11 protein-coding genes are annotated in these 12,570 nt (G+C 46.8%); 4 read left to right on the top strand and 7 right to left on the bottom strand.

Going from position 1 to position 12,570, the window contains the following annotated elements; all coding sequences use genetic code 11:
* Positions 1-6: 6 nt before the first annotated feature.
* The 6 genes from MKS89_RS10565 to MKS89_RS10540 all read right to left on the bottom strand — a co-directional run bounded on the left by MKS89_RS10565 (position 7) and on the right by MKS89_RS10540 (position 6,611).
* Positions 7-846, bottom strand: coding sequence for a helix-turn-helix transcriptional regulator (locus MKS89_RS10565; RefSeq protein ID WP_072956739.1), 840 nt, complete (start codon positions 844-846; stop codon positions 7-9).
* A gap of 234 nt (positions 847-1,080) precedes the next feature.
* The gene (oppF, locus tag MKS89_RS10560) at positions 1,081-2,067 is read right to left on the bottom strand and encodes a murein tripeptide/oligopeptide ABC transporter ATP binding protein OppF (protein ID WP_072956741.1); all 987 of its coding nucleotides are present in this window, start codon (positions 2,065-2,067) and stop codon (positions 1,081-1,083) included.
* Positions 2,064-3,035 carry an ABC transporter ATP-binding protein gene (locus MKS89_RS10555; RefSeq protein ID WP_072956743.1) on the bottom strand — a complete coding sequence of 324 codons (972 nt, stop codon included), beginning with the start codon at positions 3,033-3,035 and terminating at the stop codon, positions 2,064-2,066. Before MKS89_RS10555 ends, oppF begins: the two co-directional genes overlap by 4 nt.
* Before the next feature lie 14 nt (positions 3,036-3,049).
* A complete protein-coding gene (gene oppC, locus MKS89_RS10550; RefSeq protein ID WP_072956746.1) occupies positions 3,050-3,952 on the bottom strand; it encodes an oligopeptide ABC transporter permease OppC in 903 nt (300 codons plus the stop codon).
* Between the two features lie 14 nt (positions 3,953-3,966).
* Positions 3,967-4,887 carry an oligopeptide ABC transporter permease OppB gene (gene oppB / locus MKS89_RS10545; RefSeq protein ID WP_072956748.1) on the bottom strand — a complete coding sequence of 307 codons (921 nt, stop codon included), beginning with the start codon at positions 4,885-4,887 and terminating at the stop codon, positions 3,967-3,969.
* Between the two features lie 92 nt (positions 4,888-4,979).
* The gene (locus MKS89_RS10540) at positions 4,980-6,611 is read right to left on the bottom strand and encodes an ABC transporter substrate-binding protein (protein WP_072956987.1); all 1,632 of its coding nucleotides are present in this window, start codon (positions 6,609-6,611) and stop codon (positions 4,980-4,982) included.
* Positions 6,612-7,156: 545 nt separating this feature from the next.
* Between MKS89_RS10540 and MKS89_RS10535 the strand changes: the two genes are divergently transcribed.
* The 4 genes from MKS89_RS10535 to MKS89_RS10520 are packed head-to-tail and all read left to right on the top strand — an operon-like array spanning position 7,157 to position 11,751.
* The gene (locus MKS89_RS10535) at positions 7,157-8,716 is read left to right on the top strand and encodes a putative bifunctional diguanylate cyclase/phosphodiesterase (RefSeq protein WP_072956750.1); all 1,560 of its coding nucleotides are present in this window, start codon (positions 7,157-7,159) and stop codon (positions 8,714-8,716) included.
* 49 nt (positions 8,717-8,765) lie between these two features.
* Positions 8,766-9,722 carry an HlyD family secretion protein gene (locus tag MKS89_RS10530; RefSeq protein WP_072956753.1) on the top strand — a complete coding sequence of 319 codons (957 nt, stop codon included), beginning with the start codon at positions 8,766-8,768 and terminating at the stop codon, positions 9,720-9,722.
* Positions 9,719-10,645 (top strand): ABC transporter ATP-binding protein, encoded by a 927-nt coding sequence (locus MKS89_RS10525; protein ID WP_072956755.1) that lies wholly within the window; start codon positions 9,719-9,721, stop codon positions 10,643-10,645. Before MKS89_RS10530 ends, MKS89_RS10525 begins: the two co-directional genes overlap by 4 nt.
* Positions 10,642-11,751, top strand: a complete 1,110-nt coding sequence (locus MKS89_RS10520; protein ID WP_072956758.1) for an ABC transporter permease — start codon at positions 10,642-10,644, stop codon at positions 11,749-11,751. Before MKS89_RS10525 ends, MKS89_RS10520 begins: the two co-directional genes overlap by 4 nt.
* A 122-nt stretch (positions 11,752-11,873) precedes the next feature.
* Here MKS89_RS10520 and MKS89_RS10515 read toward each other — a convergent pair whose 3' ends face one another.
* Positions 11,874-12,542, bottom strand: coding sequence for an HAD-IA family hydrolase (locus MKS89_RS10515; RefSeq protein ID WP_072956760.1), 669 nt, complete (start codon positions 12,540-12,542; stop codon positions 11,874-11,876).
* Between the last annotated feature and the right edge of the window lie 28 nt (positions 12,543-12,570).

Raw genomic sequence — 12,570 nt, 5'->3', positions numbered from 1 at the left:
TGCTGGTTAGCGTTGTGGTACCAGATTCAGTTGTGTTTGATACTGTTTCGGGGTCATACCATAGAGTTTTTTGAAGCGGCGGTTCATATGACTGACGTCTGCAAAACGGAACATTTGTGCAACCGCTGAGGCGGGGAGGCCGGACTCAAGCGCTTTTTGTGCTCCGTTGATACGGCAGTTGAGTACGTACTGGTGAGGCGTAATCCCGAATTGTGCCCGAAATAGTCGAATAAAATGATATTTCGACATATTCGCGACAGCCGCAATATCATCGACGATTAAATCGTCCCGATACTGACTGAGAATGAAGGATTTGGCTCGGTTCAGTAAGACATCCTGACGTCGTTGCGGCTTTGCTTCATATAAAGCCCCTGATTTTTTTACCAACGTATGTGCTAAACGAAATAGGGCCAGTTCCTGTTCGATTTTCGAGTGATCGCCGCTGTTGACGATGCGGATGAAAGTCAGAATCTGTTGCTTGAGAATCAGATCGTCAAACAACGTGCCTTCAACTCGGACAGTGTGATTTGGTTTCACACCCAGTGCGAGAAAAAGGGCATGAAATGTTTGAGGGTGGATATACGTGATCACATATGACAAATCCGTTGTACCGCCTGAATGCCCATCATGAACATCATCAGGATTGAAGAGTATGACGCCACCGGGAGGGCTTTGATGAAAGCGGTGACAACAGAAAAAATCTTGCCTGCCGCGCAATGTCACACCCAAAGAGTATTCTTCATGTGCATGTTTGTCATAACTGAAATCGTGCATATTTGCCGTCAGTATCTTGACGCCCTCAAGCGCAGTGCTGTTTTCAAATTTGAAATGATTACCTGTTCGCATATGAATACCTAACCTGCTGCGTATCACTTTTATTTTATGATAGAAAAGTCAATTTAGAAAAACTTGAACAAAATTGCTGGATTTGACTCGGGTCGTGAGCTTGTTTGATGAAGCATATGGTCAGCGTGTTATATGTTTGTATACGCGGAGTATGGAGAGAGGGAACTCAAATGAGGATAGGAACCTGAAGACGATGATGTGAGATATCTTCGCCTTCAGGTTTTCGGTCACAAATCAGAGCACGATAGGGCAGGCGACCGCATGATGCTCATCGCCACTCAGTACCGGTTTATTTTGGGCACATTGTGGTTGTGCTTTCGGGCAGCGGGTGCGGAACACACAGCCGGATGGTGGATTGATTGGTGACGGGAGATCACCTTCCAGCATCTGAATGTTTTTCTGCCGTTCCAGATTAGGATCGGGAATTGGTACAGCCGTCATCAGAGCGGTTGTATAGGGATGTTTCGGGGTTGCAAACAGCTTATCGGCTTCACCAATCTCGACGACATTCCCCAGATACATCACCATGACCCGGTCAGAAATGTGCTTCACGACCGATAGGTCATGGGCAATAAATACCAGGCTCAATCCAAGCTCTTTTTGTATCTCTTTGAGCAAATTGACAACTTGTGCCTGAATCGACACGTCCAGTGCTGAAACAGGTTCGTCACAGATGATCATTTTGGGTCGTAGAATTAAGGCTCGGGCAATCCCAATCCGCTGACACTGTCCACCAGAAAATTCATGTGGGTAACGGTTAATGAGGTTCGGCAATAATCCGACACGCATCATCATTTCTTTGACGCGATCTTTCACTTCCAGAGAGGAGAGTTCCGGATAAAATGTCTGGAGAGGTTCAGCAATGATGTTACCAATCGTCATCCGCGGATTAAGCGATGCCAACGGATCCTGAAAGATCATCTGAATATCTTTACGGGTTTCCCGACGCTGTACGGCTTTCATACGGGTCAGGTCTTGGCCGAGCCAAAGCACTTCACCTTCCGTTGCGTTAACCAGTCCGATAATTGCACGTGCAAAAGTGGATTTACCACAACCGGACTCACCGACCACACCCAGAGTCTCACCTTCATAAAGGCGGGCATTCACCCCATCAACGGCTTTGAGTGCAGTAGGCGGTGACCAAGGCCAAGCCGACTTTGAAGCTATCTGAAAATGAACTTTCAAATCTTTGATATCAAGTAGTAAGGGTTTCTGATTCATTTTTCCCAAGTCTCCCAGTCAGAAAAACAGGCCCGTTGACGTTGATTGCCAAACGTTGTAAGGGCTGGCGTTTCACGTTTACAGCGTTCTGTAACCCGATGGCATCGTTCCTGATAAGGACAGCCGGGTGGAAGCCGTAGTAGATTGGGTGGGTTGCCCGGAATAGTCGGGAGGACGTCACCTTCGGTATCCAGACGAGGAATCGCTCGAAGTAACCCTTCAGCATAAGGATGACTCGGCTGATAGAAAATATCGTTGACGCTGCCGTATTCCATGGTTCGGCCTGCGTACATCACCAAGACTTTCTCACAAGAGCCGGCGACCACACCAAGATCGTGAGTAATCATGATAATCGCAGTGTTGAACTCTGATTTCAATTCGTTAAGCAGATCCATAATCTGGGCCTGAACGGTGACATCGAGTGCTGTTGTCGGCTCATCAGCGATTAATAATTTGGGACGGCACAGCAATGCCATGGCGATCATCACCCGTTGGCGCATTCCTCCTGAGAATTCATGAGGATACATGCTGATACGCTTACGTGCTTCCGGAATCTTAACCGCTTCCAGCATCCGAATTGATTCTTCGAATGCCTCCGATTTTCCCATGCCTTTATGCTTCATCAGTACTTCCATGAGCTGGGTACTAACTTTCATATAAGGATTCAAAGAGGTCATCGGATCCTGAAATATCATGGCAATCTGCTCTGCGCGAATTTTATTGAGCGATTTCTCTGGCAGATTCAGGATCTCTTGGCCTTCAAACAGGGCACTACCGGAAACTTTGCCGTTCTTTGCCAGTAGCCCCATCATTGCAAACACAGTCTGAGATTTTCCAGAGCCGGACTCACCGACGATTCCCAGAGTCTCACCCTGTTTTAATGAAAAGTTCAGATCGTTGACGGCAGTCACGGTGCCATCCGGTGTCGAGAATTCAACCCGCAGATCTTTTACATCAAGTAAGTTCATACAGTGCTCCCGGATTATCTGTCTTTTGGATCGAGTGCATCACGCAATCCATCGCCAACATAGTTAAAACAAAATAGAGTTATAATCATAAATGCCGCAGGAAATGCGAGCTGCCAGATTGCCAGATCCATCGTATTTGCACCTTCTTGCAGCAAAGCCCCCCAGCTTGTCCGTGGTTCCTGAACACCCAGACCAAGGAAAGAGAGGAATGACTCAGTCAGAATCATCGTCGGGATGAGCAGTGTCGAATAGACGACCACAATGCCCAGTACATTCGGGACGATATGGCGGGTAATGATTTTCCACTGGCTAACGCCACAAACATGTGCCGCTTCGATAAATTCTTTACTGCGTAAGCTCAGAGTCTGCCCCCGAACAATCCGGGCCATATCCAGCCAGGAGATCGCACCGATGGCAACAAAGATGAGCATGATGTTACGACCAAAGAAAGTCACCAGCACGATGACGAAAAACATAAAGGGGATCGCGTACAAAATTTCTAGCATACGCATCATGACACGGTCCACGCGACCACCGATAAATCCGGAAGCTGCGCCATACAGTGTGCCGATAATGACAGCAACCAGCGCACCCAGAACACCGACAGCCAGTGAGATTTGACCACCAATTAAGGTACGGACATACAAATCCCGGCCCAGCGCATCCGTGCCGAAGATATGTTCAGCGGAAGGTGCTGCATTCATCGCATACCAATCGGTATCATCAAAACTGTAAGTCGCTGCATAAGGCAGGATGAGGACTGCCAAGGTAATCAAAACCAGAATGACCAGACTGACCATTGCTGCTTTGTTGCGTAGAAAGCGCATTCTGGCATCTTGCCATAAGCTTCTTCCTTCAATTTCCAATTGCTCGCTAAATCGCTCCAGCGCTTGGACATTATCTTTTTTTCCTATCATGTGTCTGCCTCTCTCTAATAGCGGATTTTTGGATCGATATAAGCGAGAAGAATATCGACGATCATGTTGAACAAAATAAACAAAAATCCAATCAGGATGGTAATCCCGAGTACCAGAGAATAATCTCGGTTAAAGGCTGCGTTGACGAATAGTTTCCCGATCCCCGGTAAACCAAAGATTGTCTCAATGACCACCGAACCGGTAATAATGCCGACAAAAGCAGGCCCCATATAAGATACGACCGGTAACAGCGCAGGCTTTAAAGCATGACGAATGACAATATAACTATAATTAAGCCCTTTGGCTTTGGCGGTCCGAATGAAGTTACTGTTGAGGGTTTCAATCATCGAGCCTCGAGTAATCCGGGCAAACGTTGCAATATAGAGCAATGACATGCCGAGCACGGGGAGAGCCATATATTTGAAAGAGCCGTCATTCCAGCCTCCGGCGGGTAACCACTCTAAATTAATCGAAAAGATAAAGATCAGCACCGGAGCAAAGACGAAGGAGGGGATCACAATACCCAACATGGTCGTTGCCATTAATGAATAGTCTAGCCAAGTATTCTGTTTCAGGGCTGCGATTGTGCCGATCGCCACACCGAGAATGATCGTAAAGACGAAGGCCGTTGCCCCGATTTTGGCTGAGACCGGTAACGCTTTTCCGACCAACTCATTCACACTGAAATCTTTATACTTAAAGGAGGGACCGAAATCTCCATGCAAAATGTTTTTCAGATAAGTGAAGTACTGGGCACTAATTGGTTTATCCAGACCATATTCGGCATTGATATTCGCAAGAACCTGCGGTGGAACAGCGCGCTCTGAAGAGAACGGGCTTCCGGGCGCAAAGCGCATTAGAAAAAAGGATATTGTGACCAGCACCAACAGCGTCGGTATGGCTTCCAGCATCCGTTTCGCAATGAATTTAAGCATAAACTCACTCTTGTGTATTTTAATTGCAACTGTGAAATGGAAAGGCTGTATGACGTCTGTCATACAGCCCTGTCTTGATAACTCGGAATGGCTTATTTTGCTTTAATGTACATATCCCGAGTGTAAGTCATGTCTCCCGCATTATGGATCGGATAACCACCCACGTAAGGCGCGAGTAAATGCGCTTTGACATACTGGTAAGTCGGAGCCACGGGCATATCTTGCGCAATCAACTTTTCTGCTTGGGCATAGTAGTTGGCACGCTCAGTGTCAGACGTGCTCACCATCGCTTTTTCCATGACATTATCATAGGCTTTGCTTTGATAGTGGGCATAGTTACCGCTGTTGTTGGAGAGCATTTGAGAGAGGAAGGTTGATGCTTCGTTATAGTCACCACACCAAGCATCGCGAGCGACTTCGAAGTTACCTTGACGACGGTTGTCTAAGAATGTTTTCCATTCCTGGTTTTCCAGATTGACTTTGACGCCTAAGGTTTGTTTCCACATGGACTGAATCGCCGTGGCAACTTTCTTATGGTTGTCAGAGGTGTTGTAAATCAGCGTCAATGTTAACGGATTACCTTTGTCGTAACCTGCTTCAGCCAAAAGTTCACGAGCTTTTTGGTCCCGCTCTTTCTGTGTCCACTTGCCATATTCCGGCATCGGTGGTGTGAAGCCGGCAGTGATATCTGGTGTAAAGGCGTAAGCTGGTTTCTGTCCTTGTCCCATGATGGCCTTTGTGATGATATCGCGGTCAATCGCATAAGAGAGTGCTTTTCTGACTCGAACATCGTCAAATGGCTTTTTCCGCATATTGAAATCGTAGTAGTAGTTACACAGATATCCGGTGACGGAAACCGATTCAGGGTGGTCTTTCTTCAGTCGTTTGAAGTGTTCTACCGGCATTTCGTAGGTGGAGTCCATCTCACCCGCGAGGAAACGGTTCATTTCAGCATTTTGACTTTCAATCGGTAGATAAGTGACTTTATTGATGATCGTTTCAGCGTTATTCCAGTAAAGCGGATTACGCTTGAGAACTAAACGCTCATTGACCACCCATTTGTCCAGAACGTACGCACCATTTCCGACAAAGTGTCCTGGCCGAGTCCATTTATTGCCCCATTTTTCGATGACTTTACGTGGTGCCGGGAACGTTGATTGGTGAACCAACATTTTGACGAAGTAAGGTGTGGGTTTATCAAGGTGGACTTCAAGTGTATGTGCGTCGAGCGCTTTAATACCCAGCGTTGATTTGTCTTTCTTGCCTGCAACGATATCTTCTGCGTTGGTCACATTACCTAACTGCAAATATTCAGCATAAGGTGAAGCGGTTGCAGGATCGACAAGCCGTTGCCATCCGTAGACGAAATCATCGGCTGTGACGGGGTCACCATTGGACCATTGTGCGTTTTTACGGAGATGAAAGATAAATGTTTTGTTATCTTTGGTTTCCCATTTGTCTGCGACACCGGGGAGCAGCTTTCCGTAACCATCTTCATTGACCAGACCTTCAAATAAGTCTCTGTCTACGTTAGCACCGGGAACACCATTGACTTTCTGTGGATCAAGCGTTTCGATTTCTGATCCATTTCCCCGAACTAATTCTTGTACCGGGGCAAGCTTTGTTCCTTCGGGAACGTGTGCTGCGTAAGATGGTAATGTTGTGCCGGCCAGAGTCAGGCCCAATCCCAGCATTATTGCTCGGGAAATCTTATTTTTATTCATGTAAAACTCCAGATTTTGTGTGGTGACATCCGTGATCGTATTCATAAAGTGTGTGTCAATATAGATATCCGAATAAATGAGATAGATACTGGATTCTATATTGTGGACAAGTTGACTTTACTCATTCTGCCTACTTTACAAATATCTCGCTACCCTAGCAACTTTTAGATGAATTTGCCATTTAGTTAACGATAAATTAATGATTTGTTCTTTTTAAAACTTAAAATATAGTTTTTAGTTTGGTTTTAGATGATAAAGGTAGATGGAAGAATTTAATGAAATCCATTTCATCAATATTTTATATTGCTAGTCCTATTGGGGATTTATTCTATTGGCGGGGAGACGACGATATTTTCATCTGCTATTGCTGAATATTTGAATAGCATCGTATTTTCTTTACTCAATAAGTTTGTCAATAATATGACAATCTGGTCTACGCTTTACATAGGGTAGCGTTGGTATGACCACTGCTGAACTAATTTGTTTCTCAGGGGCATAGGGATGACTTAGGGTGATTGTGCCCCTCCAAAAAATGATAAATCACAATGAAACAGAAATATATGCAGACCAGTTTAGAAAAAAAAATTCGGGCACGGGCGAAACGAGATCTTTTCTATATCTGTGTGATTGTTCTGATATTGTCTTGTCTCTCCTTGATAGCCAAAGTTGATCTGTTCGAACAACTCTATTTTTTTAGTCGTCAACATGAACATTGGGAAATGGATGAGATTACGGTAGTTGTTTTCTGGTTCGGCCTCGGTGGGGTTTTTTATGCTTATCGTCGGATGCAGGATTTACGAGACCTTATCTATGAAGTATCGGATAAAGCTTTTTTCGATCAAGTGAGTCAATTGCCAAACCGTGTCTATTCTCTGGAGTGCTTAACACAAATGCTACACCGGGCAGAACGGTTGGGGCGTCAGGTGGCCGTGATATTCATTGATCTGGATAATTTCAAAATGGTCAATGATACCTATGGTCATGCCAAAGGCGATCTGTTATTGCAGGTGTTCGGTGAGCGGTTGCGTTATTCGATCCGTAAAAGTGACATTGTCGGGCGTTTAAGCGGGGATGAATATCTGATTTTACTCGAGTTGGCAGATGAAGATGAGCTGGCTCCCATACTGGAACGAATTAAATCCTTACAGGAAGAATCTTATCGTTTAGATGAAAATAATCTGGTGTTACGCTTTAGTGCCGGAGTGGCGATCTATCCTTATGATGGTTATACGGCAACTGATTTACTCAAAGCGTCTGATATTGCCATGTATCATTCTAAAGTAACCAAAAAAGGACAAATTGAATTTTATACGTCGAGTATGGCTGAGATGCTCTATGCGCGCTATCAGCTTGAATCTGATCTGAAAACTGCGCTGCAAAATAAAGCTTTCCATATGGAATACCAGCCACAGTTATCACTGGAGAGTGATCAGATCATTGGCTACGAAGCACTCATTCGTTGGGAGTTAAAAGGAAAACAGATTCCGACAGCGCAATTGATTCAGATTGCTGAAGACACAGGACATATTGAAGAAATTGGTTTATGGGTATTGTCTCAGGCGCTTGAAGATGCGCAATCTTTTTTGCAAGCGGATCAGACCCTGGGGGTGAATATCACCTCGCGGCATTTCTGGATGAGTGATTTTGTCTGTCAAATTCAGCGAGCATTATCGGTTCATGAATTCCCCCCGCATCGGCTTGTTTTAGAATTGACGGAATCTGCATTGGTCAGCGACATCTTTGATGATATCCGGCAGAAGCTCATGGCGTTGAGAGCACTTGGTGTCAATGTCGCCATTGATGATTTTGGAATCGGGTATTCTTGCCTGGGGCGATTGAAAGATCTCCCCATTAGTTGTTTGAAAATTGATCAAATTTTTACCCATGCGCTGGTGGATTCCGAGCGGGATCGATATGTGATTTCAACGTTGATTAATATGGCAAAGCATCTGAATTTGTCGATCTTGGCTGAAGGTGTAGAATCCAAAGAACAGCTAGCGATGCTCTATCAGATCGGATGCAATATGGCTCAGGGCTACTACATCGGTAAGCCCGAATCTTTAGCAACATTAGTTGATCGGATGAAGTCCTCATCTGGCTTGTGAAGTTCCACTTGGCTGACAGAATTCTCATTTTAATCGTGGAGAAGCATCAATGCAGCGATTGATTTACCATGTCATCCTGATGATCCTGCTCACTGCCTGTCAAACGGATAAAGATAACGTCGCATTAGGCACATTAGAACGCGATCGGGTGATTTTGACTGCAACGGCTAATGAAATTATCCGTGATTTACCGGTGCAAGAAGGTTCGCCGGTGACTCAAGGGCAGGTTCTGGTGCAGCTTGATCGGCAACGTCAGGCGATGCGGCTGGCACAAGCCGTCGCTGAACAGGCACAAGCGAAAGCTTACTTGCAGAAGCTCACCAATGGCGAACGTCCGGAAGACATTGCGGCTGCCAAAGCGGATGTTGTTCGTGCTAAAGCCCGTTTTATTGAAGCTGAAAAAAATTATCAGCGCACCCGTGAACTGGTCGCGAAGAAACTGAGTAGCCAGTCGGAAAAAGATCGGGCACTGGCCAGTCGTGATACGGCTCAGGCTGAATTAAACGCCGTCAGAGAAGCGTTTGCTAAACTGACGGCAGGTTCTCGGGTTGAAGATATCGAACAGGCGAAAGCGGCATTAGATGCTGCAACTGCTGGTGTGATGTTACAACAGCACCAACTGAATGAGTTGACGATTGTTGCAACACGCGATGGTGTGTTGGACAGCCTACCTTATCAACTTGGCGAACGGGTGATGGTCAATCAGGCCGTTGCTGTGATTGAGGCTGATCGAGTGCCTTATGCTCGAGTTTATGTCCCCGCGCGATACCGGACTCAGTTTGTGACCGGATTGATGGTCAATGTTCATGTTGATGGGGTTGAACAAGTCTTTCAGGGTAAAGTCCGCCGCGTTTCAGATCAACCGTCCTTCACCCCTTACTACGCGTTGACGGAGGAAGAACGCTCTCGGTTGATGTATTTGGCTGAAATTGATTTGGATGATTCAGCGCAATCGCTTCCTTCCGGTATTCCGGCTCAGGTAGAACTCGGAGGGCTCAGACCGTGACAACATATGCCATTGAGGCGGAAAATGTTGTGAAGCGATTTGGCGATTTTACTGCGATTGAGGATGTTCGGCTGCAAATTCCGAAAGGGTCGATTTATGGTTTTCTCGGGCCGAATGGTTGCGGTAAATCCACGACAATTCGGGTTCTCACTGGCTTATTGCATCCCACTTCAGGGCAAGTGAAAGTCTTAGGACTGGATATTCCCCGCGAATCAGAACGGCTCCGGCTGAAAATCGGCTACATGACGCAAAAATTCTCACTTTACGACGACCTCTCTGTTGAAGAAAATCTGCAGTTTATCGGGCAGATCTTCGGTATGGGCCGCCGACAACTCAGGCAGCGCCTCACTCAGCAACTTCAGACGTATGGTTTGGACCAACGACGTAAGCAACGTGTCGGTGGGATGAGTGGCGGACAAAAACAGCGTTTGTCTCTGGCCGCAGCCACCATGCATCAACCTGAGTTGCTTTTTCTGGATGAACCGACGTCCGCCGTTGACCCGGAAAACCGGCGAGAGTTCTGGGAACAACTGTTTGACCTCTCCGCTCAGGGGACGACTATTCTGGTCACATCCCACTATATGGATGAAGCTGAACGGTGTCACCGGTTGGCGATTATGGATTCAGGGCGGATTCGTGCCGACGGAGAACCGGAGCAACTCATGCGTGATATGGGGGTGCATGTGGTGGAAATTCGGGCGGAGAACCTCCGCGGATTGAAAGAACATTTACTGACGTTTGCTGAGGTTCGCTCGGCGGCCCAGTTAGGCATCCGACTCCGTGTGCTCATTCAACAAGATATCGCAGCGCCGATTGAGTGGTTGAAAGCTCAGGTGCAGACATTGAGCGATGCAGAAATAGCGCTGGTGCGCCCCAGTCTGGAAGATGTATTTGTCAGTGTCACCGGGGAGAAACGGCAATGAATTCTTTCTACCGGATGAAAGCCGTCATGGTCAAGGAGTTGCGTCAACTCTCCCGGGATAGGATTACATTCGGCATGGTGGTAATGATCCCATTGATTCAATTGATTTTATTTGGTTTTGCGATCAATACCAATGTTCGTCATGTACCGGTTGCCGTTGTTGATCAGAGTGATAGTACCACGGGGCGTATGTTGACCGAAGCCATCAGAGTGACTCAGGTCGTGGACATTACCCGGCACTATGCGACAGCCAAAGAAGCGGAACAGGCGATTCACCGGGGAGTTGTCCGGGCGGCAATGATTCTGCCGAAAGATTTGGATCAACGTTGGATTGAGGGGCGCGTGTTGGGGCAGTGGATTGTCGATGGCAGCGATACGATGATCAGCTCGGCAGTGATGGGCTTGCAACATATGTCACTAAACGGAATTGGTTTTCAGAACAATCGTGTGCAGAGACAAGAACCAGCACAGACATTTCATATTGCACTTTATTACAATCCAAGCCGACGCTCGGCCGTCAATATCGTCCCCGGACTACTCGGTGTGATTCTTACCATGACGATGATTCTGTTTACCAGTGCCGCGATTGTCCGCGAGCGGGAGCGAGGCAATCTGGAGCTGTTAATCACTACGCCGATCCATCCGATGGAATTGATGGTCGCGAAAATTATTCCTTATATATTTATTGGCCTGATTCAGGTCGGCATTATTCTGGGATTGGGGCATGTCATTTTTGATGTCCCGATTCACGGCGCATTCAGTCAGATTTTATGGGGAACGTTATTATTTATTTCTGCCAGTCTGACGCTGGGACTGATGATTTCAACGATTGCAACGACTCAGCTTCAGGCGATGCAGATGACCGTGTTTATTTTACTGCCTTCAATCTTATTGTCTGGCTTTATCTTTCCCTATGAAGGCATGCCCGTGATTGCACAGTGGATTGCTGAAGTGTTACCTGCGACGCATTTTATGCGGATGATTCGGGGCATTGTCCTCAGAGGTGCCGATCTACTCGATTTGTGGCGTGATACGTTATGGATGATTGGATTTACCCTGCTGGGTTTAGTGGTTGCTTCGATGCGATTTAAGAAATCCTTGGATTAATGCGATGGTCAGCCGTCTTTCTGCTCAGCCCCAGTGACACAAAGAAAAAGGGTGAAACAAAAATCATGGCAAGCCCAATTGACTTGCCATGAACCGTTGATTGATTCGGCTTTCCGCTGTGATTACAACGGCATATGCAGCTTAAAGCCCTCGGTATCTTGTTCCAATGTCAGTGAGGTGTAGTCTGATATGGTGCTCACGCCCAGTAATGCCTGCGCATCTTGTACCTGTGTTAACAGACCGATGACCGGACACCCGGCAGCCAGCCCAGACTGTACCCCCGCGATAGCGTCTTCAAATACCAGACACTGATCTGCTGTAAAACCGAGTGCCTGCGCACCGAGCTGGTAAGGTTCAGGATCGGGTTTTCCGCGGGTAATTTGATCAGCGGTAATGACGACATCTGGTTTGGGAATCTTGGCCGCTTTGATTCTGGCATAAGCGACCGATTCATTACCGGACGTCACGATTGCCCATGGTACGTTGAGGTGATTCAACTGATGCAGAAAATCAATGGCGCCTGTAATCGGGACGATCCCTGCGGTATCTTGCGATTCAGCGTCTTTTAACCAGGCAATTTCCCGTTCAATCTCAGTCTGAGATTGACCCGCCATAAATTCAGCCACCGACTCGCTGGCAGGACGTCCGTGAATATGATGCAGAATGTATGCAGGGTCGAGTGACTGGCGTGTGGCAAACACAGTCCAGGCACGATTGACGGCAGCAATTGAATCAATCAGAGTACCGTCTAAATCGAACAGGCAAGCGCGAAAATGAAATTCAGTGGACACGAAGACTCCTTGGTTAAGGTGGGATTGG

This window comes from Vibrio gazogenes (assembly GCF_023920225.1).
In the GTDB taxonomy this organism is placed as follows: domain Bacteria; phylum Pseudomonadota; class Gammaproteobacteria; order Enterobacterales; family Vibrionaceae; genus Vibrio; species Vibrio gazogenes.
This window is presented reverse-complemented; position numbering and strand designations above follow the sequence as displayed.